At 49.2% G+C, this 22460-nt stretch carries 20 protein-coding genes; 10 read left to right on the forward strand and 10 right to left on the reverse strand.

The features are described from left to right. Window positions 1-100 precede the first annotated feature (100 nt). Complete coding sequence (locus CWE22_RS09720; protein WP_244596047.1) at window positions 101-667, reverse strand: SOS response-associated peptidase; 567 nt, start codon at window positions 665-667, stop codon at window positions 101-103. A 135-nt stretch (window positions 668-802) separates the two neighbouring features. On the opposite strand from CWE22_RS09720, the gene CWE22_RS09725 reads away from it, so the two are divergent. Further along, window positions 803-2467 (forward strand): serine hydrolase domain-containing protein, encoded by a 1665-nt coding sequence (locus CWE22_RS09725; protein WP_169931255.1) that lies wholly within the window; start codon window positions 803-805, stop codon window positions 2465-2467. Here CWE22_RS09725 and CWE22_RS09730 read toward each other — a convergent pair. The 3 genes from CWE22_RS09730 to CWE22_RS09740 are packed head-to-tail and all read right to left on the reverse strand — an operon-like array spanning window position 2447 to window position 4620. Next, entirely contained in the window at window positions 2447-3301 is an 855-nt protein-coding gene (locus CWE22_RS09730) for an MgtC/SapB family protein (protein ID WP_169931257.1), read from the reverse strand. The two genes, CWE22_RS09725 and CWE22_RS09730, sit on opposite strands and share 21 nt — an antisense overlap. A 21-nt stretch (window positions 3302-3322) precedes the next feature. After that, window positions 3323-3931: an FtsB/FtsL family cell division protein gene (locus tag CWE22_RS09735; protein ID WP_169931259.1), complete on the reverse strand. Its 609-nt coding sequence runs from the start codon at window positions 3929-3931 to the stop codon at window positions 3323-3325. Between the two features lie 2 nt (window positions 3932-3933). Continuing rightward, window positions 3934-4620 (reverse strand): hypothetical protein, encoded by a 687-nt coding sequence (locus CWE22_RS09740; RefSeq protein ID WP_169931260.1) that lies wholly within the window; start codon window positions 4618-4620, stop codon window positions 3934-3936. A gap of 166 nt (window positions 4621-4786) precedes the next feature. Here CWE22_RS09740 and gdhA point away from each other — a divergent pair, with 166 nt between their 5' ends. Continuing rightward, window positions 4787-6139: an NADP-specific glutamate dehydrogenase gene (gdhA, locus tag CWE22_RS09745; protein WP_169931261.1), complete on the forward strand. Its 1353-nt coding sequence runs from the start codon at window positions 4787-4789 to the stop codon at window positions 6137-6139. A gap of 12 nt (window positions 6140-6151) precedes the next feature. Here gdhA and CWE22_RS09750 read toward each other — a convergent pair whose 3' ends face one another. Then, window positions 6152-7156, reverse strand: a complete 1005-nt coding sequence (locus CWE22_RS09750) for a GGDEF domain-containing protein (RefSeq protein WP_169931269.1) — start codon at window positions 7154-7156, stop codon at window positions 6152-6154. Between the two features lie 188 nt (window positions 7157-7344). Between CWE22_RS09750 and CWE22_RS09755 the strand changes: the two genes are divergently transcribed. Beyond that, complete coding sequence (locus CWE22_RS09755) at window positions 7345-8850, forward strand: DUF3300 domain-containing protein (protein WP_169931271.1); 1506 nt, start codon at window positions 7345-7347, stop codon at window positions 8848-8850. A gap of 68 nt (window positions 8851-8918) precedes the next feature. Here the strand turns inward: CWE22_RS09755 and CWE22_RS09760 are convergent, their stop codons facing one another. Further along, on the reverse strand, window positions 8919-11813 hold the full coding sequence (locus tag CWE22_RS09760) for an insulinase family protein (RefSeq protein WP_169931272.1): 2895 nt from the start codon (window positions 11811-11813) through the stop codon (window positions 8919-8921). Between the two features lie 197 nt (window positions 11814-12010). On the opposite strand from CWE22_RS09760, the gene CWE22_RS09765 reads away from it, so the two are divergent. The 3 genes from CWE22_RS09765 (at window position 12011) to CWE22_RS09775 (ending at window position 13253) form a co-directional block, all read left to right on the forward strand. Beyond that, window positions 12011-12511, forward strand: coding sequence for a MarR family winged helix-turn-helix transcriptional regulator (locus CWE22_RS09765; protein WP_169931274.1), 501 nt, complete (start codon window positions 12011-12013; stop codon window positions 12509-12511). A gap of 83 nt (window positions 12512-12594) precedes the next feature. Then, on the forward strand, window positions 12595-13011 hold the full coding sequence (locus CWE22_RS09770; RefSeq protein ID WP_169931276.1) for a hypothetical protein: 417 nt from the start codon (window positions 12595-12597) through the stop codon (window positions 13009-13011). A gap of 2 nt (window positions 13012-13013) precedes the next feature. Beyond that, window positions 13014-13253: a helix-turn-helix transcriptional regulator gene (locus tag CWE22_RS09775; RefSeq protein WP_169931278.1), complete on the forward strand. Its 240-nt coding sequence runs from the start codon at window positions 13014-13016 to the stop codon at window positions 13251-13253. On the opposite strand, the gene CWE22_RS09780 is transcribed toward CWE22_RS09775, so the two are convergent. Both CWE22_RS09780 and CWE22_RS09785 read right to left on the reverse strand, forming a co-directional pair. Then, complete coding sequence (locus tag CWE22_RS09780; protein ID WP_244596048.1) at window positions 13211-13648, reverse strand: VOC family protein; 438 nt, start codon at window positions 13646-13648, stop codon at window positions 13211-13213. The two genes, CWE22_RS09775 and CWE22_RS09780, sit on opposite strands and share 43 nt — an antisense overlap. A 114-nt stretch (window positions 13649-13762) precedes the next feature. Next, complete coding sequence (locus tag CWE22_RS09785; protein ID WP_169931280.1) at window positions 13763-14449, reverse strand: GOLPH3/VPS74 family protein; 687 nt, start codon at window positions 14447-14449, stop codon at window positions 13763-13765. A 115-nt stretch (window positions 14450-14564) separates the two neighbouring features. Here CWE22_RS09785 and CWE22_RS09790 point away from each other — a divergent pair, with 115 nt between their 5' ends. Both CWE22_RS09790 and CWE22_RS09795 read left to right on the forward strand, forming a co-directional pair. Then, complete coding sequence (locus tag CWE22_RS09790; RefSeq protein ID WP_169931282.1) at window positions 14565-15104, forward strand: GNAT family N-acetyltransferase; 540 nt, start codon at window positions 14565-14567, stop codon at window positions 15102-15104. Next, entirely contained in the window at window positions 15092-15772 is a 681-nt protein-coding gene (locus CWE22_RS09795) for a DNA-3-methyladenine glycosylase I (protein ID WP_244596049.1), read from the forward strand. The genes CWE22_RS09790 and CWE22_RS09795 overlap by 13 nt, the downstream gene beginning before the upstream one ends. A gap of 3 nt (window positions 15773-15775) precedes the next feature. Here CWE22_RS09795 and gorA read toward each other — a convergent pair whose 3' ends face one another. Next, window positions 15776-17131, reverse strand: a complete 1356-nt coding sequence (gene gorA / locus CWE22_RS09800; protein ID WP_169931284.1) for a glutathione-disulfide reductase — start codon at window positions 17129-17131, stop codon at window positions 15776-15778. A 110-nt stretch (window positions 17132-17241) separates the two neighbouring features. Between gorA and CWE22_RS09805 the strand changes: the two genes are divergently transcribed. Beyond that, window positions 17242-17943 (forward strand): M48 family metallopeptidase, encoded by a 702-nt coding sequence (locus CWE22_RS09805; RefSeq protein ID WP_169931286.1) that lies wholly within the window; start codon window positions 17242-17244, stop codon window positions 17941-17943. Between the two features lie 75 nt (window positions 17944-18018). On the opposite strand, the gene CWE22_RS09810 is transcribed toward CWE22_RS09805, so the two are convergent. Continuing rightward, window positions 18019-20298, reverse strand: coding sequence for a S9 family peptidase (locus tag CWE22_RS09810; protein WP_169931288.1), 2280 nt, complete (start codon window positions 20296-20298; stop codon window positions 18019-18021). A 102-nt stretch (window positions 20299-20400) separates the two neighbouring features. Between CWE22_RS09810 and prlC the strand changes: the two genes are divergently transcribed. Beyond that, window positions 20401-22449 (forward strand): oligopeptidase A, encoded by a 2049-nt coding sequence (gene prlC / locus CWE22_RS09815; protein ID WP_169931290.1) that lies wholly within the window; start codon window positions 20401-20403, stop codon window positions 22447-22449. Window positions 22450-22460 lie beyond the last annotated feature (11 nt).

Raw genomic sequence — 22460 nt, forward strand, 5'->3', positions numbered from 1 at the left:
ACGAGCACAGATCTGTGTTTTCTAGTAACTAATATCTATCAGCCAGTAACCAATAGTTTAGTTGACCACTTCGGTGGTCGTTAGTTTGATTTACGCTAAGTTATTCTGCTTGGCTCACCTGGATGGCCGCATCTGGGAGTGGTTGTAGTAACGGTCCTAACTGTTCGACAGCGCTGGTGAACCAATAATTCATAGCGTCCACTAGGACAAAGAATGGCATGCGATGATGATACGCTGCGCAGGTTTCATTCGGTGCAATGGTCAAACTGACGAGTTCTGGATGCTGTGGACCATGGAAGACGAGTCCTCCCATAAATAGAGGGCTGTTGTCCCTGCTTTCGAACAGATACTTCACTTTACGACCTTCTTCGGTTCGCCACTCGTAGTAACCTGAAACTGGAATCACACAACGTGATTGGGTAAAAGCACGCTTAAAGGTAGGCTTCACTGCCGCTGTTTCTACTTGGGCATTAATCAGAAGTTTTGTTGCCCAGGTTGGCTGAATACCCCAGCGTGTCGGTACTTGCTGGATTGACTCTGTCGTTTGATTCCACATCAATGTGTCAATGCGCTGAGTAGGGCGCAAGTCAGTATTATCCTGTGTTTTGAATTCGATACCCAACTGCTCGTCGAGATACGCAGTTAACGGCGCTGCGATCACATTCATGCGGCCACACATTTTTTTATTCCCTCCATTAGCTTGATGTTCATGTCTGGTTACATTTGTAAACGAACATCGCGAACACTTTTAAACAAAGTGAACTAGACTTTCTCTCAATTCAACTCGGTTTGGGAGAAAACAATGAAAATAACTTATTCAACCGGTCTATCGACGATTGCCCTCAGTACGCTTTTGTTATCATTTTCGGCACAGGCGGATACCAGTGCTTACGATCAAGTTGTACGTTCAAGTTACCAGCAGAATCTGCCTGGTGCCGCTATTCATGTTTCGCGGGCAGGTGAGGCGGTATACGCCACCGCAGCAGGGATGGCAGATATGGAACTTGCCGTAGCTATGGAAAACGACCATATTTTTCGCTTAGCTTCGGTGACGAAACAATACACCGCTGCCGCGATTCTAAAGTTAGTCGATGAAGGCAAGCTCAGTTTGGACGACCAGGTTTCCAAATGGTGGCCCGATCTCGCATTTGGCGATGTTACCGTGCATCAATTACTCAACCACACGTCGGGTATTGCTAGCTATACCAGTATTCCTGGTTATATGAGTGACACACGAATTCAGCGTGAGTTGACGACTGCCGAATTAATCGCAGTATTCGCCGAGCTTCCGCTTGATTTTGACCCCGGTTCTGAATGGCGCTACAACAATTCTGCATACGTCATGTTGGGGGCTATTATTGAAAAGGTTACTGCACAACCCTGGGATAGCTACATAGTCAATCGTTTGTTGAAGCCATTAGGAATCAACGATACTGCTTACTATCCAGATGCGAAAATCACGCCTCGCCGGATTCCGGGATACCACAATAGTGAAGATGGACCTATCAATGCGCCGCACCTGAGTATGACTCAGCCGCATGCTGCAGGAGCCTTATCTGCAACAGCCGCTGATGTGGATAAATGGCAGGTTGCACTGCATAGTGGCAAGGTCATTTCTGCTGCTAGTTACGAGAAAATGATCACACCAGAAGATATTGCTGATGATTACGGCTATGGCATTGCCGCGGGTAAGCTCCGTGGCTGGGATACGTTGTCACATGGTGGCGGTATTCATGGCTTTAGCACCTATGCACTGTGGTTGCCAGAGCAGGAAATATCTGTGGTGGTGCTGTCCAACATTGCCGGCGGTCCTGCTAGCCCAACCGATGTCGCCTTCCGACTTGCAGCGATAGCAGCGGGCAACACATTCCCAATTGAAAAAACTCCAGTCGAAATGAGTTCAATGGAATTAGAAAAACTCGTGGGCACTTACCAAATCAATGAGGACACTAAGCGCACGCTGAAGCTGGAAGATGGTCGTTTGCTGAATCAGCGTCAAGGCGGCACGCAGTCAGTCGTTATTCCTGTAGGGAATGATCAGTTCGCTTTAGAAGGCTCCGCAGCATATTTTGAAGCGGTTCGAGATGAGAGCGGTAATGTTACTGGTGTTGACTTTTATCAGGTGAATAGTGCTGAAGCTGAACGTGCTGAGAAAGTTAGCAATGAAGTCGCGATGCGCAATGTCAGTTCATTAACTGCGGAGCAACAGGAACGTCTGGTGGGTGAATATGAGCTGCAACCCGGCTTTGTCATTACCATTCGTCGCACTGATGCAGGTATGACTGCCCAAGCAACGGGACAAAATGCATTCCCAGTGCAATCGGAGGGCGACAATGTTCTATTCAACGACCAGTTTGGTATCGAAATGGTATTTGACCTCAGCGCGGATGGACCTGCTCAAGAGCTGACTTTAAATCAAGGTGGTCGAGCGATGCCAGCACCGCGTTTACAACCAAAAGGCGAGTAAACCGCTGCCTAGGGCGATGGCAAACACACTGAGAACTTGGTAAGCCAGCCGTCGACCCGCAATGAACCAAACAATTGCCGCCTTAACCAAAGTATTGGTAACGGCGGCAATCATAATCGCCAAAACGGCGGATGATTCGCTAATGTCTGACAAAGCAAGCTGACTGACCGTGATAGTGATAGCGTCCACATCCGTAATGCCACTTAATGCAGCGACGACAAATAGTCCTTGGTCACCAAATTGAGCCCGTCCCAGCTCCGTTGCAAGAATGATGACAATTAATAGCAAGGCAAATTGTAACGCTGGAACAAAATGAAATGGGTTATTGATCGGTAATTCTTGAGGCTGCAGTAATTTCGCTACGGGTTGTTTAACCAACCAAATCACACCGCTGTAACTGATCACCATCATTAATAGAAGTGGAACCATCAGCGTCTCGACGAGTTTTGAGTTGATAACAGCAACTTCAATCAATATTCGAGGAAACATAGTGCCCGCGGCTAGTATGGTGCCAGCCGCTAGCGTGCTTGAGTAGGCAGGATGCTTTTTAGCGATTCGAGCAAAGCTTAAGGTCACCGCTGTTGACGAGGCGAGGCCGCCGAAAAAACCAGTCATCAGCAGTCCGCGGGTGCTGCCAAGTAGACGCACTGCTACGTAACCGACCAGCGAAATACCCGTGATGAAGATGACAAATAGCCAAATTTGAAATGGGTTTATGGCTTGATAGGGGCCAAAGCCTTGATTGGGCAGCAACCACAGCAAAGCGAGCGATGCCAGAGACATCAGTAGCGCTGAACGCCACTCGTTAACAATCGCAGCAAACTTGAAAGGCATAGTAATTAACTCACGGGTGGTTTAATTTTCCCAGTTTACAATCATTTCGAATTCGCCGTCTGCATTGGGGACCAAATGCACATACGGTTGCTCAGAACGAAGTCCCGTTTCAACCAAAGCTCGGTGAGTTCGCATCACCATCGACATCATGTTCGTTGAGTCTGTATCCACAAAGAAGCGGCAGGACGTTTGTCGACATTCCAAATTGCGAAAATTATAATCACGCAGCATTTCGTGGGTAATAAAGAGATCATCAACTTGCTGCGTCAGTGCAGCGTCTTCTGGGCCGTCATCCGCAAAATCGGCAACCGGGTCACGCGCCTGATTCCATTCATCATCGAGGGGATGACTCGGTAATTCAGTTTGTTCAGATTTGAGACGTTTGCCTGATGCACGCAGATTCACAATCTCCGCCTCTAAGTCAGCAATGTCGGCTTTGATTTGATCGTACTCTTCCCGATAGGAAGTGCTTGATGCTGCTGCAATACTGGGCTCTATGTTGACTTCAACCTGAGTAGAGGACTGTGCCAAGGAATTGCTGGCTATTGATGCCTGCCAATTTTGATAACCAGCCAAAGCAACGCACATGATGCCGATAACATGGAGACTGATTAGAAGATAACGATTCATGATTAGTTATCCAAGCTGCGACCAAACGAAATATGCACTTCGCTGGAATCCTGTTTAGTGTGAAGCCAACGCTGCCTACCGGCGTTCGGTTGGTTCGACAAAGCATTTCTGAAGGCGTTCTCAATCCCTCTTTTTTGCGAATAATTATTGGTCCCGAAGTGGATATTACAGGTCATTTTAAGGCAACTGATCCGTTCAAAGGTTTCGGCAGCCTCTGGTTCAGCAAGCATCGCTGCGACTTCAGCCTGCTCAGCTTCAAAATCCCAGTCCGCGAAGCGGCTATCGGGTGCGTATAGTTCCGCGAACGTAGTGTCATACCCGAGCAGGTAGGGCATCGCTGATTTTGGTACTGCTTTACCCTGCGCAAGTTCATCTTGCAGTAACTCGCGCCTCTGGTCGTTGGTCATAGTCGTGAACGCTGCCACATCAATATTTGCATGCTCCGAACTCGCTTGTAGTTCGTCACGAACGCTTTTCAGTTCAGCGAGGAGCTCATAGAGCTGGGCGAGCGAATGACTGGAGTCAGTTGGGCGCAGCGGATTTTTTACAGACTGCTCAGATGCGGACTCAAGCACTGGGTCGTTGGTTGCTGATACGGGTTGCTCTGACGGTTGGCTGGCAGCCGACCAGAGACCGAAGCTCAGCGCGATATAGAAAATGAAGACTGCTGAATGTGCAAAGCGCGTCATGTGCGGCAATATCCTTATTACTCAATGTATCGAGTTGTAAAGGTTGTGTTAATAGCACTCTAACTGGTCTAAATAGACAGCGCAATACGTAGGTAATGGGACATTTGACAGGAAACCTGCACTCACGCATGCTGAGTGCAAATAACAAGAGGATGGAAGCCCCGATATGACCTACATGCACGACACCATCGAGCAGTTAAAGCAAACCAGTCCCGCTCAATCTGAATTTTATCAAGCCGTCGAAGAAGTTCTCGAATCCATTGAACCCCTCCTTGAAAGCAATCCACGTTACCGAGAACACGCGATCATCGAGCGTTTGGTCGAACCAGAACGGCAGATTATGTTCCGCGTGCCATGGTTAGATGACAATGGCAAGATTCAAGTCAATAAAGGTTACCGAATAGAGTTCAACTCGGCTCTGGGTCCCTACAAAGGTGGCTTGCGGTTTCACAAGAGTGTAAATGGCAGCATCGTAAAGTTTCTCGGTTTTGAGCAAATCTTTAAAAATGCACTGACAGGCTTGTCAATCGGCGGTGGTAAAGGTGGTTCAAACTTTGATCCCAAGGGCAAATCACAACAAGAAATCATGCGTTTTTGTCAGTCGTTTATGACGGAGCTCTATCGTCATATTGGCCCGACTACGGACGTTCCGGCCGGCGACATCGGAGTGGGAACTCGCGAAATTGGTTATCTATTTGGACAATACAAACGTATCGTGAATCGGTTTGATGGCGTGTTGACCGGGAAAGGCTCATTGTGGGGCGGTTCGGAAGTGCGTACGCAAGCGACCGGTTACGGCGCGGTTTACTTTGCCAAATATATGATGGAAGACCGCGACTTTGAAATTAAAGGTAAGCGTTGTTTGGTCTCGGGCTCTGGTAATGTCGCCATCTACACCATGGAAAAGTTGATTGAACTCGGTGCCATTCCAGTTGCCTGCAGTGATTCCAGTGGCACCATTTACCACAAAGATGGCATTGATTTAGATACCGTGAAAGAGCTGAAAGAGGCCGGTAGCGAGCGGCTCGAAAAGTATCTTGAGAAACACAGCAAAGCTGAATACACACCGCGTGATGATTACCCCGATAATGGCGAGAAAATTTGGCGCTATGCCGCTGATTTAGCGTTTCCATGCGCGACCCAGAACGAGGTATCAAAAGAAGATGCTGAAGCGCTGGTTGAGAATGGCTGCAAAGGCGTGGTTGAAGGCGCCAATATGCCGTGTACGGCGGCAGCGGCAGATATTCTATTGGAATCTCGTATTGCCTATGCGCCCGGGAAAGCGTCGAATGCGGGTGGCGTTGCAACGTCGCAGTTGGAGATGGCGCAGAATGCCAGTATGCAGCGCTGGACCTTTGAGGAGGTCGACGAAAAATTGAAGACCATCATGTGCCATATCTATCAAGCGTCGCGCGATGCAGCCGAGGAGTTTGGTGAGAAAAATAATCTTGTGGTTGGCGCGAACATAGCTGGTTTTCGTCGCGTTGCCGACGCTATGATTCAGCAAGGCGTCGTTTAGGTCACGTGAACGTTAAAAGTTCATAATAGTGCGATTTCGGCCCTGATGTTTAGCCTCGTAAAGCGCCTGATCAGCAGCAGCGACTGCTTGTTCTGGCGCTTGGTTGGGTTGCAAACTGGCGACACCAAAGCTCATTGTTGTGCGCTCATTTGGAAATAGCTTCAGCTCTGCTATTTGCTCGCGTAGCTGTTCACAAATAGCGAATGCCTCGGTGGTCGAGGTGTTCGGTAGAATAAGCATGAACTCCTCACCGCCCCAGCGACCAACAAAATCTGATTCACGTACCTGCAAGCGCAACAACTGCGCAATGTGTTGTAGCACACGGTCACCTTGCAAATGTCCGAAACGGTCGTTGATCGTTTTAAAGTGATCAATGTCAGCGAGCACAACAGCGGCTTCATTAACTTTATCGTTTTCGGAACGAGTAAATTGCGACAGCGTTGCGTCCAGACTCAAGCGATTGGCGAGACCGGTCAATCTATCCGTATTCGACAACCGTTCCAGTTCATCATAGGCATCGGCACGAGACTTCTCGTAGTGTCGGAAAAGGAACCAATGGGCGGTGAAAACTTCGATAATATTCAACAAGCTACCCAGACCCATGGTCAGAGGCTGCGCGCGTGGCAGTTGATACGCCATGAAGCCAATAGTGTAGCCAAACACAATGGCGGTATACCAAGCGCCGACTTTGCGCCCGAGTAAAAAGAAGACAATCGGCGGAATTACAGTCACCCACAACACCGAGTAACTATTCCCGGTGACTAAGTGCATGAACATCATGACATTAAAGGTAATTGCTAAACACACGAGCCACGAGGAACGTCGTAATTGTCGATGGCGTTGGTGATAGACACCAATCAATACTGCTGCGGTTAGGCTGATGTAGTTGAAAGTTGCGAGTTCATAGGCTGCAAAAACAACCACATTGAGTGTGCCAATAACGAACGAAAACACGCCAATAATCCAAAGGACACTCATGACCAGAGTGTACTGGTGTCGATATGCGGTGCTGGCCATGTTGTTACTCCAATGTTTCCCGATAACTTGTTATATGTCATTCGCTTAGGAATGGGAAGCCAACATTAAAATATTTGGTTACATAACCTTTACAATTAAAAGAGAGGAAATTGTGACCTTTTTCGCAGATCGAGCATCTATACTCATAACGACAGCTGTTTTGTTGTCTGCCGATTGGAGGCATGATTATGCGACATCATACAAGTTTAAAACTGAGTGTCATTGCGCTGAGCTTGATGACAGTTACCGGTTGCACCTCTACGTATGCAGCCCGCAGCGAAGTGGTTCGCACCGAAACTATGCAGGTTGTGCGTGATGCGGCCTATTACGAAAACGCTACGGTCGATGAACTGTTAGCACCGATTGCGTTGTACCCAGATGCGTTACTTTCTCACATTCTGATTGCGGCGACGTATCCATTGGAAGTGGTGCAAGCAGAGCGCTGGACGCAAGACTATGCGCACCTCGATGCGGACGCAGCATTAACAGCCGTGGAATCCCAGCCATGGGATCCCAGTGTGAAGGCATTGGTTGCAACACCGGACGTCTTGAAACGAATGAGTGAGGATCTAGCGTGGACACAAGCCCTTGGCGAAGCCTTTTTAGCTGAAGAAGAAGCTGTGCTGGCGAGCATTCAGAGTCTGCGTCAGCAAGCTTACACAGCGGGTAATCTAGCCAGTGATGAACATATCAATGTGCAGCGCGAAGAAAAGACGATTGTGATTGAGACGGTTCGGCGTGAGGTGGTCTATGTGCCGTACTACGATAGCCGCTATGTTTACGGTGACTGGTGGTGGCGTAATCGTTCACCCGTTTACTGGCACTACCCTGCGCTTCATGTGAGTGTGGGGTCTGGCATCTATTGGGGCATTAACTATCACGTTCCAAGTGCTTTCTATTTTAGTTCTTTCTACTGGCCTCAACGCTATGTTGTGGTCCATCACCATCATTACCACAAACCGAAGCAGCGTTATCCAGAGCGTCGGCAAATTGTTCAGGATGGACGTCGTTGGCAACATGAACCCGAGCATCGTCGTGGGGTGAAGTTTAAGCGTCGCGATCTGCAGTGGGATGGACCTAAGCGTCATGTGGTCGAACGTCGTGATCCAGCAGAGAATCGTACTGCAGCGCGTCGTAAGTTATCGACTGCACCTACTGTAACCGAGAATCCTGGTAAACGGTTGCCAACGCGTGATACTCGCGTAGCGGATGACCGCTTGCGTCAAGATGTGTTTGATATCACGGAACAGCCAGTTCGGACACAACGTCCAGCGGTACGTACACCGGAAGATGTCAGAACGCGTTTGGCGCAGAAGCCGACCATTACTGAACAGCCTACGCGTGTGCGGCCTCAGGTGAGTACGCCATTGCCGAAGCAGCAACCGCTGTTTAAGCAGACACCGCAGCCTCGTATCGCTGAGCCTGCAGTGCAGCCGCGCGTGCGCAGCAGTCAGCCGGTGCTGAGACAACAACCAACTCTGCCACCGGCAGTCTCTCAACCGCGGGTGTCGCAACCAAGCTACTCACGGCCTGCGGTTTCTCAACCACGAGTCTCGCAACCGGCTATTTCACAGCCGCGGGTTTCACAGCCGCGTGTTTCACAGCCGCGTATTTCACAGCCGAGTGTGCAGCCTGTGCAGCCAGTGTCGCGGCCAGCGGTGCGCTCCTCACGGCCGCAGCAAGAAATCGAATAGTTGTGAATCGATAGGCAATAAAAAACCCGGCGCAGTGTTCACTGGCCGGGTCTTTTGATGGGTAAAGATTATTGCTTCGCCATCTCCGCATGGAACTTCGCAAGAGACTCGACAACTTGCTGGTTTGGTAACTCAGCAAACGGCTGCTCGAGAAACTTAGTACCACGCATCTGAACAGAGATACGAGCCGCGTCCGGATTCAACATGGTTTGTTGATAGAAGGACTTAATATCCTCTAACGTCACGGCCTCGACCGCTGCAATCAGCTGCTGCTTGCTATCAAAATCGAAACGCTCACGATACCAGTCATTGATCAACGGAGACACTTCTTCAGACATGTTCTTCGGTGGCTCTTTCAGCGACACCAAAGCACTGGCTTTCAACTGCTCGAACTCTTCTTGAGTGAGTGCATTTAAGCGCTCTTCATACTCACCTTTAAACGCGTCGAAGCGTGCTTGCATGGTCGCAACGTCATTGACTGGGGTTTGAATGTACATCGCAAAACCAGTGTACTCATCAATGGCTGTTGCAGTACCTCCGACAGCGTAGGCAAGTTGCTCTTCGGTACGTAACTTATCGAATGCGATGTTGCTGAAGTGCGCTGATAACACGTTACCCGCTGCTTGCGTTGCAAAACCTGGCTCCGGATGCACATGGACGTCAATCATACCAACGTCAGCTACATCAATATTCTCCTGCCAGACAATGCGTTGCTTCTCAGCTGGCGCGATAAAACGAGCACGGTCGTAGTTAGTCGATTGACGTTCGGCTGGCAATGCAGCATCAACAACAGTCACGACGTTCTCGAGATCAGAGAGGGCATAGTTACCAAATGCGAATACCCGAATGTGGTTATTGCTCAACTGTTCGTTGGCAAACGCAGTCAGATCAGCAGGCTTCAGTGATTCCGCAGTCGCAATCAATTGCTCAGTGTTGAAGTTACCTTCACGAATGAGCTTGTTGTATGCCCCAAAGGCCTGATAGAACGGAAATTGTTTACCTTGGTTACGTAAGCCGCGAACAAAGCGGTCGACGGCGTTAGCAAAGCTCTGCTCGTCAGCCTCGACAACGAGGTTTGCGATTGCTTCTTGCAGTAACACCGGCTGTTTGTCGGTAAAGCCAGACACACGTAAGGTCACGCCGCTACCGGTATTGAAGTTGAACTGCATACCCGCAACCGAAGCTTCAGTGCGCAATGCGCTTTGCTCTAGGTTAAATAGGTCACGCCAGATGTCCAGCAACACGGCCGCTTTGACATCTTCTTGAGCGCGACCATTGTTCATCGCAATTTCAATAATGCCGCGTGGCTGATCAGCAAATAGCTGACTCGGATAGTGCCATACCGTCATGCCTTCAGACTCCAGCACGATTTCTGGTTTGGCTTGTTCTTTCGCTTCAACCAAAGCAAAGTTTTCTGGCATCAAGCGATTTACTGTTGGCAAATTAAACGCTAATTGGCCTTCTTGACCCCAACTCGCCATCTCTTCGGCACTGATATCGACAACTTGATATTTACCGTCATAGAAATGAAGTTCACTGTCACTTGGCTCTTGTTTACTTACATACCAAACGCGTAGACGTTCAGGTGTGAGCTGGTCCAATACAGCATTGATTGCTTGCGCATCAAAAGCTTCATAAACATATGGAGCAGCGATAGCGTAATTGGCAGGCACGTTCTGCATAGATTCAGCCAAATTCGACACGTAGCTGAACTGGTTGCCTTTTTCTAAGAACTGAAAACGGTTGTTGAGGCTGGTTTTGATTTCCGCAAAGTATTTCTCATCAACGCCTTCAGCACGAATTTTATCAATGTATTGCATAATCGAAGCAATCATCATTTCGCGCTGTTGCATACCGGCATCAGTGAGCTCCAGCATAATGTTTAAAGTGCCGTAGTTACCGTAATCGGTTGGTGACGCATAAGCATTCAGACTCGAGATTAGTCCCATGGCTTTCAACGTATGGGATGGCGTACCTTCCATTTCAGAACCAATCAAGTAGGTAATGAACTCGTTCGGTTTCACGCGGAACTGGTCGCTATTGTCTTCAATGATAAACTCTAAGCGAACTTGTTTGACGTCTTCGTTCGGTACGTAGTGAATGCGTTTGCCACCCACTTGCTCAAAATCTAACTGAGTTGTTACGGTTGGATCTTCAATGTTCTTGTTTTCAATGGCGCTAAAGTGCTTTTCCGCCAAAGCTTCGAGTTCGTCTAATGAACGGTTACTGATCATGGCCGCCTTCATAATATTGGCGGAGTAATAGCGATTATAAAAATCAACCGTTTCAGTATGCAGATTGCTATTTTCTTTATCGCCCAGTGACTCAAGGTTACCAATTAAGAAGCGATTTGCAGGGTGGTCACCAAGCAATCCACGAGCCAAATTGTATTGACCAAAGAAGTCCATTTCACGTCGCATAGACCATTCGGCATTGACCGCATTTTTCTCTTTTTCAGTGTATTCAGGATAAAGCTTTGGCGCTTTAAAGAAATCGGAGAAACGATCTAAGGCTTCGTCATAGGCATTGTTGTTCAAGCTGAACATGTAGTTGGTGATATCCAGCCAAGTGTAGGCATTCTGGCTACCACCGTTGGCAGTCATAAACTCGCCATATTCATTGGAGTCAGGGTATTTCTCAGTACCCAAGAACAGCATATGTTCTAAGTAGTGAGCCATACCTTGCTGAGTCATTGGGTCATGCAGAAGACCGACGCTGACGCTCAAAGATGCTGCAGACTTTTCCGTTGACGGATCAGAAATCAACATCACCTCTAAACCGTTATCAAGCATTAAAGTGCGATAAGCACGATCATCGTTTGGGCTTTTCAGTACTTGAGTTGCCGCTTGTTGCTGAGCTGTTTGCTCAGATGCAGCATTAGTTTGTTCATTGCTGGGGCGGCTATCACAACCGGTCAGCAATAGTGCAGTAGCAACTGCACTGAGTAAAAAGAAGTTTTTCATGATTTGTTGCTCTTATACCTTGATGTTCAGAAATTCGAATTGCTGAAGATAAATCCTTCGTATCATAGTGGTTAATGCGCCCAACATCTTTAAACACGACAAATTACTTTGTAACAAAGTATCAACTATTGTAAATCCATTAAAAATATGGGTTTATATAAAGATAGTAAATCTTTTTGTAAAGATATGAGGTCGTCATGGCAGAGGCAAAGATTAGTTCACGTATGGCAGTGAGTACGATGCTCGAACAATGGCGTCAGCAACGCCCCGAATTACCGATTTTAGAAGCGGGGCTGGTGGGCGTATTACTGCGAGTCGGCAAACGGCTTGAGCAGATTGGTCTCGAGTCCCTCAAACCGTTTCAACTGGGCTGGTCTGAACATGACTTGCTGGCAGCGCTACGCCGCCGTGGTCCTCCTTATGCAGCAACACCCGGTGAATTGTTGGACGAGCTGTTTATCACATCAGGAGCTCTCACCGCTTGCACCAATCGATTGATTGACCGCGGTTTGGTGTTTCGAGCGAAAAGTAAGAAAGACAGCCGCTCTCGCATCATCGCACTGACTAAGGATGGCTTTCACTTTATTGATAAAGTGACGACCGAGCGATTTCAATTGTGTGAAGAGCTTATGTCGGTTTATTCAAAGGAAGATAAGAGCAAGCTGTTTGATCTAGCGGAGCAGTTCTTAAAATCCTAGCTTTTCATGTTAAAAATATTTGACATCACTAAAAAGAGAATCTAACCTGCCAATGTTAAACAAACTTAACATTGAGGTGAGTTATGAGCTTTTCCGAAAAATCGGCGTGGGTAATGTTTCTCGTTTTGGCGGTGATTGGTGGCGGTTTTATTATTGATGTGGTTCAGGTGTCACTGGCGATTGGTGCCATCGCTCCACCCATGATGATCATCAAGTTTGTAGTGAGCATGATTTTTATTAGTATCGTCGCGCAGGTCGCCTTGGCGATAACATCGTCGCGCGATGCCAGTCGACCCAAAGATGAGCGTGAGCGCTCTATTTCGCTGTGGTCGTCAGCTAAGGCAAGCTTTGTATTTGCCTTTGGTGTAATTACGAGTTTGGGGCATTTTTTGTATTACGGTGACGGTAATCTGTTGTTCTACATGGTGTTAGCATCTCTGATTATTAGCCAGCTCCTTGAGTACGTGCTACAAATCATCGCGTTTCGTCGGGGTATTTAGCGATGGCGACATTACCCATCACGAATTGCGTGCGTGAGCTGCGTCAACAACATGGCGACATGACGCAGGCCGATTTAGGTGATGCCGTTGGCGTGACGAGACAAACGATTGCGGCCATCGAGCAACGGCGTTACTCACCGTCACTCGAGGTTGCTTTTCGAATTGCGCGAGTGTTCAACCAGCCTTTGGAAGTTGTATTTCAGTTCGAGTCGGACGCGGAAACTGCCGGTTCCCATAACTGAATTGGATTTCCCTCGGGGTCGGCAAGTCGAGCGAAGCGGCCATTAGGATAAACTTCGCTCTCAACCTCGACTTCAATGTCAGCTGCACGCAACTGAGCCACCATCGCATCAAGATCGCGAACTCGGAAATTGATCATCCACTGTTGGTCGTCAGCACCAAAGTATTTGGTTTTCTGATTAAACACGCCATAGACAGTAGGTCCGGCGGTCTGTTGCCACGGTTCTTCCTCGTACGTGGTTGGGGTTTGTTTAACACCGAGGTGTTCCTCATACCAAGCAGCGAGCTGCGCCGGATTCTCGGATTTAAAAAAGAACCCGCCAATTCCTTCTACTCTCTCTTTCGCAATAAGTGCTGAACTCGCCAGTAGAATAGTGATCATCAAAACTAGTCGCATGAGTGCCTCGTAAACGTTACTAGCTAGTAGCTACTAGTTACTAGAAAAGCATGGATCTGTGTTTTCTAATATCTAGTAGCCAGTAGCCAGTAGCCAGTAGCCAGTAGCCAGTAGCTAGGTTGTTGTTACCGTAATCGCCGGCATGATGGCCGCCATCATGACTGCTACCTGAATACCTTCAATCACTTCTTTCGTGATTTTACCTATCCCCTCGCCATTTGCGATAGCGTCAATCTTTTCTTTGTTAGCCTTTAACTCAGCTTTGCTAAACACTTGAGGTAGCAAATGTGCTGCGCGAGCCAGTGACAAAGTCACCACAATACGCGGATCAATCTCTATTGGTTTGTCGAGGACCAAGCGGCGTAACTCATGTCGCAATTGTTGCTCTGGTTCAGGATTCAGTTCTGGATAGATACGTCGAGTGAAGAGCCATAGTATCTGCTCCTCTTCCGCTTTGAGAATATTGTCAGCGGCCAAAGTCTTTGCGACCTTGTGATTCAAATCTTTGATTCCGGCAAGTTTCGATACCCAGTCGCGCAGCGTGGCTTGACGCTTGGCGTTATGGATCTTATCCAGCGCTTCATCCAAAATGACATCGCCTGTCGGAGAAGCGTCAATGACTTTTACTTTTGCCTTTTTGGGTTTCTCGGCTGTTGGGTCTACTTGAATCCTTTCCAGCATGAGTAGTTCGGTCAACAGTGCTGAGGCCACAGCATAGCCAACAAAGCTCGCATTCATGGTGCCTTTTTCTTCACACAACGCTAGTAATATGAGTGCTTGATAAATTTTTAAGTCGCCCATGAATTCTCCACGTATCTTGTTACAGTTAAGTTCAGGATTACCCGCTGGTCAGCCTAGGTCAAGAAAGGTAATGTAACGGAATCTATCGACCCAACTAAATAATGAGAAGCAGCACGTGAATATTGGACCTTCTGAGCGGTTAAGTTACGCTTTTATGGGAGCGGAGGACGCCAGCTTTATGCTGGATATAGATAGCGACCCTTTAGTGATGCAATTTATCAACGGTGGTCGTTGTTCAACGCAAGAAGATATTGAACAAGTGATTTTGCCGCGGTTGTACTCTTATCGAAATAGCTCACGCGGTTGGGGGATGTGGCGGCTTATTGAGAGCAGTAGTGGTGAGTCAATTGGGATGGTGCTAGCGCGCCCCATGCATTTTTTCAGCGACCATCCAGATGAAACCGATATTGAATTGGGCTGGCGCTTGCGTCGCAGTGCTTGGGGCAAGGGTTATGCGACCGAGGCTGCACAACACTTGATGCGAGCGTTACAACAGCATGATCCAGCTATTCGAGCCTTTACCGCGATTGTATTTGAAGCCAATGTGGGTTCAATCAATGTCATGCAGAAGCTGGGGATGCAATTTGTGAAGAAGGCGGTGCATCCTGATCCACTAGGCGACCATGAGGTGGTGTTTTACCAATGTCAGCGATAAAGTTTTCTTATTTCTATGAGCGAGCGATGGCTCGACAGGGCAGCGAGTCAGCGCTGCGCGAACGCTTGCCAAAACCTGCATCCCGCGAGCAGCTGTTGGGCTTGGATGACCGCCAAGTTTTGGCGGAAATGACGCGTTGCATCTTTCGCGCGGGTTTCGCATGGCGGGTGATTGAGAATAAATGGTCAGGTTTTGAGGCAGCTTTCGCGGGATTTTTCCCGCCATATTGGCAGCAAGTGCCGCCAGAACGTTTGGACGAGTTAGCGCGCGACGAGCGCATTGTGCGCAATCCCCAGAAAATAGCGACTGTTCCAGTAAATGCACGCATGATTGTCGAGGTTGCGGAGCAGCACGGTTCATTTGGAGCTTTCCTTGCCGATTGGCCTGCGGATGATCAAGCAGGCCTGCAAGTGTATCTGAAGAAATATGGTTCACGGCTGGGAGGTACCGCAGCGCAACACGTGCTCAGGCGGCTGGGGTGGGATGGCTATATTTATACGCCCGACACGCTGACGGCATTACGTAACCATAAATTGTTAGATGCGAGCGAGTTCAGTAAACGTGGTATGCAGCAAATTCAAACCACATTTAATGAGTGGCAGACCGAGACTGGCCTGCCGTATTGTCAGCTATCGCGCATCCTGTCCATGACTTTGGATGCGCGATAAGGGTTATCTTAGCGTCACGAATTCCTCAGCTGAGGTGGGGTGTAATGCAATGGTGGCATCAAAATCTGCCTTGGTCGCGCCCATTTTCATGGCAACCGCAAAGCCTTGCAGAATTTCGTCCATTCCTTCGCCGATACCATGGAGACCGATGACGCGTTCGTCAGGGCCACAACAAATCAACTTAAACGTGCTGAGCGCACGATGCGGCGTAATCGCGTTATACATAGCTGCAAACTGTGAGCGATACACTTTGATCTCCTGGTCATCGTGACAGGCTCGTGCTTGGTCTTCGGTCATGCCGATAGTCCCAATGGGCGGGTGACTGAACACAATCGTAGGGATCAGCGAAAAGTCCATTTTGGCGTCGGCCATATCTTTGTTAAAAAGCCGTTCTGCGAGCAATCGACCTGCTTTAATGGCAACCGGTGTGAGTTGCGCAGCACCAGTGATATCGCCAACTGCATAGATCCCCTTGACGTTGGTGTTTTGATACTCATCGACGGGGATGAGGCCATTCTCGCCGACTTCTACACCGGCTGCCTCAAGGTTAATTTTATCAGTCGCCGGGACTCGGCCGATAGCCCAAATCAGGCAATCAACGTCAGTGAACTGTTGGCCATCTTTACAAGTAATGGTGAGCAGACCTGCTGAGTTTTTCTCAACTTTTTCGACGTCGCAATGGGTATGCAATTGATGCCCATCTTGGTCCATGCGCTGTAACAAGGCATCAGTAATGTCATTGTCGAATTGGCGTAAAGGACGGTCGTGACGCACGAGTAAATGGGTATCAGTGCCCAAAGCATGCAATACCCCGGCGATTTCGACAGCAATATAACCCGCGCCCACAACTACAGCTTTCTTGGGTTGCTCTTGCAGAGCAAAAAAGCCATCCGAGTCGATACCGAAGTCTGCCCCAGGTACATCAGGAATGAGCGGTCGCCCCCCTGTAGCTATGGTGATGTGATCAGCCGTGATATGTTCGCCATTGACTTCAACTGTGTTGGCGTCGACAAAGCGAGCGAATCCTTCAATGTAGTCCACACCATTACTGGAAAATCCGCGCTGATAGCCGCCATGAATACGCTCAATATAAGCTTCGCGATGTTTGACTAGGGTTGCCCAATCAAAGCCGTCTTGGGTCAGATGAAAACCATAGGCTTCCGCGTATTTCAGTGCTTCCGCAATGTGCGCGCCATACCACATTACTTTTTTCGGGACACAACCCACATTGACACAAGTACCGCCAACCGCTTTCGCCTCAATCACAGCTGCTTTCGCACCGCGAATGGCTGCCCGGTTTGCAGATGCGATACCGCCGCTGCCGGCGCCAATGGCAAGATAGTCGAAATGACGTGTCATGTAGTGTACTCCTGTAATCACTGAATCCGATTGTGGTAAAGTCGGCAATGATCGCCCATTTCTCGACAGCGTGCAACGCAACCTGAGTGAACACTGAGAACAAAGAGTCGATGACACTAATCTATCAAATCAATCGCAGCCGCAAACGCCGCTCTGTTGCTATCAAAGTGAAGCAGGGCGAGGTGCGAGTGGACGCCCCGTGGTATGTCACAGACAGTCGTATTCACGCTGTGGTGGAGCAGAAACGTGAGTGGATTGAGAAGCACCTTTACCGTCAGCAACAACAGCTGCAAGCGTTGACTCGGCGACTTTGGCAAGCGGGTGAAGAAATTCGTTGGTTGGGTGAGCCGTTGCTGTTGAAGGTGCAAACAGGCAGCAAGGGGCAGTGCGAGCGCCATGAACAGCAGTTATTGGTGACCGTTCCGCAGCGCGTGAAGCAGCAAAGTGCGTATATTGAGAAGCACGTGAAAGCTTGGTTCAAACAACATGCACTGCAATGGTTAGATGCATTTTTTGCGCAGTGGAGCCATGCTGAGCTGCAGCCCAAAAGTTGGGCACTGGCTGACTTTTCCAGCAAATGGGGACATTGTTCGGTAAAGGGGGAACTCAAATTCACGTGGAAGTTGTGGCTAGCCCCAGAATCAGTCGTGCGCTCGGTTGTGCTGCACGAACTCGCACACCTGCGCGAGTTCAATCACAGCAAAGCCTTCTGGCAAGAGGTCGCGGCTATCGACCCGGACTATCAGGTGTCTGAGCGCTGGCTCAAACAGCACGGCAGCACCACCCTAGCTCCCAACTACCTCAGCTACTAGCTATTAGCTTCTAGTTACTAGAAAAGCGCAGATCTGTGTTTTCTAGTAGCCAGTAACCAATAACCAGTCACGCTTTTAAAGATTTTCGGCGAGGAAGTCGACCATCATGGTGCGCAGATGATACGTCGTGCCTTCGCCTTCGCGAATACCATGCGTTCGATTCGGATAGGCGAAGAACTCAAACTGCTTTCCGTGCTTAATTAGCTCGTTGACTAACCGTTCGCTGCCCTGAAAATGAACATTGTCGTCGGCGGTTCCATGTACTAGCAACAAATCACCTTGCAGGTTCTTAGCATGCGTAATCGCGGATGTTTCGCGGTAACTGTCTGCATCTTCAGGCAGTAAGCCAGAGTAACGTTCTTGGTAAATCGTGTCGTACAAAGTCAAATCAGGTACCGGTGCTAACGCCATGCCGACATGGAACGATTCTGGATAACGGAATAAGGCATTCAGCGTTTGCGAGCCGCCGCCGCTGTGGCCCCAAATACCTACGCGATCTGCGTCGATAAATGACCAACGTTCGAGCATTTCTTGTAACGCATCGTTTTGGTCACGCACCGTTACCACGCCAAGCTGCTTATAAATCGAACGGCGCCATTCATAGCCACGCGGTGAACGCGTACCGCGGTTATCAATGGAAGCCACTAAGTAACCTTGCTGAGTTAGGTACTGATGGAACATAAAGCGCTCGCCACCCCAACTGTTGCTGACCGTTTGCCCCCAAGGTTCGCCGTACACATAAAACAGAATCGGATACTGCTTTGCCGGGTCAAAATCTGCAGGCTTCATTAAGAAGCCATCTAGCGCCAGACCATCTTGTGCAGTCACTTGGAAGAACTCGAATTGTGCTTGTTCCAACGCATCGAAATTGGCCTGGACGTCTGCGTTGTCTTTGATGACTCGAATCGAGCGGTGATCGGGTAGGGTGATCATATCGACCACAGGTACTTGCGAAACCGCCGAGTATGTATGCACTGCGTACGCTGCATCGGCAGAGAGCTGGTAACTATGCGTGCCGGGTTGATTCGGTGTGAGGCGCTCGAGTTTGCCACTGCCATCGAGGCTGGCGCGGAATAAGTAACGCTCCAACGGCGTGTCCGGAGATGCTATGAAGTAGACCCAACCTTGATCTTCATTGATCTGCAAAACGTCGATAACATCCCAGTTCCCGCGAGTAATGGCGGTCACACGACCGTTATCCGGTTGTACTCGGTACAGATGCCGCCAACCACTGCGCTCACTCAACCATGTAAAGGCTGCGCCTGAGTTGATGAATTTCGGATCATCAACGTAGTCAGCCCAACTTTCCGTCGTTTCGCGAATGACTTCACGCACGCTGCCATTATCCGCATCGGCGATGAATGCTACGTTCACCGCTTGTGAGCGTGTGAGTTGTTGAATCAGCAACTGGTCACTATTACCGGCCCATTGCATCCGCACCAAATAATGCTGACGAGGATCGCCAGGAACCTTCATCCACGTTGTCGCGCCGCCATTGGCAGGAATGACGCCAATACGCATGGCGGCATTCGTCTCTCCAACTTTCGGATACGGAAACTGCTTGAGGGTGGGATACAAGGTATCGGTATTGTTGATCATGGTGAACAACGGAGTGCCTTCGGTATCCAGCTGCCAGTAGGCAATCGACTGGCCATCTGGAGACCAGCGGAAGCCATCACGTAAGAAGAATTCCTCTTCATTTACCCAATCAAAAGTTCCGTTCACAATGGTGTCGTTGCCATCTTTGGTGATTTGGGTGATGCGTGATGTCGCTAGGTCTTCAACATAGATATTGTTCTTCATCACATAAGCGACGCGTTCACCTTGAGGATCAAACTTCGCGAACTGCAGTGTCGATGCATCGGCACTACCGCCCAGTTTCTGCAGGCGTTTGCTGGCGCGGTCGAAAACCCAATAATCACCCAATGTATGGGTCCGCCAAGACCGTTTGGTATTGGTGAAAATCAGAAGTTTTTGACCGTCGTCTGACCATGAGTAATCAGCAACCGCTAACGGTGCTTCGGTTGCGGTCGGGCGCAGTTGGTCCGCAGTGATCAAAACAGTGCGCTGTTGCGTTTCAGGATGATACCGAACGAGATCGTCGCCGGCGCCGGAATCCGAAAGTTCCAACGTGGTGTAGCCGCTGCCGTCAGCAAGCCAACGCGTTGGTGGAACGCCACCCGCACTAAAATCACTGGTTTGATAAAGTCGCTCTAGCGTCAGAGCTGGTTCACTATCTGCAGTTTTCACTGGGGCAGGATCGGAAGCCTGCGGCAAAGCGCTACAACCAGCGAGTAGAAATAAGGTGGCCGCACTCGATACGATGAGTTTGGTGTAAGATAGTGGCGTCGACATAGATCCGTTTCCTTGAACTGGAGTTGATATCTGGGGTAGAAGCCCTCAGATCCATCTGCATTAGCACAAAATCAGTTCACGCATTATTCAAGAGGATGTCCAATGAGTCAAAACCCTTTGCTCAATGATTACCACTTACCACCGTTTCAGTCGATTCGGCCTGAACACATCAAGCCTGCCATTGAAGCACGCATTGCGGCGTGTAAACAGGTTATTGAGCAAGTCGTGGCAACGCCCTCACCAAGTTGGGAAACCGTCATGGCGCCCCTTGAGCACGTTGACGATTTGCTAGAGCGAAGCTGGTCACCGATATCACATTTAAATGCTGTGGTGAGTTCGCCAGAGCTGCGTGAAGCACATGATGCGTGTCTGCCCTTGTTATCCGACTATGGAACGTTTGTTGGACAGCATGAAGGTCTTTATCGAACGATTCGGACTTTGCACGAGCAACCAAGTTTTACCGAGTTGAGTGAAGCTCAGCAAAAAGTGATTGTGGATACATTGCGTGATTTTGAATTGAGTGGTGTGGCGCTGCCGCAAGAGCAGAAGCAACGTTATGCAGAAATCTCGTCGCGGTTGGCTGATTTGTCTTCGCAATTTAGTAATCATGTGTTGGATGCTACCGACGGTTGGCATTGTCTCGTTACCGATGAATCGCACTTGGCTGGACTGCCAGATAGTGCAATTGAATCAGCCGCTGCACTGGCGCGTGAACATGACCAACAAGGCTGGCGCTTTGGTCTCGACATCCCCAGCTATTTGCCGGTGATGATGTACGCCGATCACCAACCACTGCGCGAGAAAATGTACGTAGCCTTTACCACTCGAGCATCGGACCAAGGTCCGCAAGCCGGACAGTTTGATAACTCTGAGATCATGGCAGAAACCTTGGCACTGCGCCATGAGTTAGCAGTATTGCTCGGTTTCAATAACTATGCGGAGTTATCACTCGCGACTAAAATGGCGGAATCCCCGCAGCAAGTTGAAGATTTTCTCAGTGACCTAGCGGCAAAATCCTTACCCCAGGCGCAGCGAGACTATCAGGATGTCGTTGACTTCGCTCGGCAACAGTTTGGTGTCGATAGCATTGAGGCATGGGATGTTGCTTACTACAGTGAGAAGCTGAAGCAGCAAGAATACGCCATTTCGGATGAGCAACTGCGTCCGTACTTCCCCGAGAATCAAGTCATCAAGGGGTTGTTCCATGTCGTCGAGTCACTGTTCAGCGTAAGCATTACCGAACAGCCGAGAGAAGATATCTGGCATCAGAATGTCCGCTATTTCGTAATTTCTGATCAGGATGGCTCACCGCGCGGCTCGTTTTTCCTTGATTTATACGCGCGTTCCGGCAAGCGTGGCGGGGCTTGGATGGCTGAATGTGCTGTCCGTCGCATCACCGCTACCAACCAAGTTCAACTGCCTGTGGCGTATCTCACCTGTAACTTCAATAAGCCGGTGGGTGGTAAACCAGCGCTATTTACCCATGATGAAGTGCTGACACTATTTCATGAGTTCGGACACGGCCTGCACCACATGTTGACTCGCGTCGATGTGGCTGGGGTGTCTGGTATTAATGGTGTGGCTTGGGACGCTGTTGAACTGCCGTCACAGTTTCTTGAAAATTGGTGTTGGGAACCGGAAGCGTTGCAGACGATTTCAGGCCACTACGAAACCGGTGAACCCTTGCCGCAAGATTTACTCAACAATATGTTAGCCGCGCGGAACTTCCAATCGGCTATGCAGATGGTGCGACAACTCGAATTCAGTTTGTTCGACTTGCGTATTCACCGTGATTTCGATCCGAGTCAAGGTGGCGCTCAGATTCAAGCTATCTTGGATCAAACACGCCGTGAGGTTGCAGTGCGTCAGCCGCCTGAGTACAACCGCTTTCAACATGGCTTTGGACATATCTTTGCTGGTGGTTATGCTGCTGGTTACTACAGCTACAAATGGGCTGAAGTGCTGTCTGCCGATGCGTTTGCACGCTTTGAAGAAGAGGGTATTTTCAACGCAGCTACCGGACGCGATTTCCTTGAAGCGATATTAGAGCGCGGTGGCTCAAAGGATGCGATGGAGTTGTTCAAAGCTTTTCGTGGTCGTGAACCACAAGTCGATGCGCTACTGCGACATTCGGGAATTGCCGCGCGTTAATGATTCAGTGG

Origin of the sequence: Pseudidiomarina aestuarii, assembly GCF_003987355.1 — a bacterium.
Taxonomy (GTDB): Bacteria; Pseudomonadota; Gammaproteobacteria; order Enterobacterales; family Alteromonadaceae; genus Pseudidiomarina; species Pseudidiomarina aestuarii.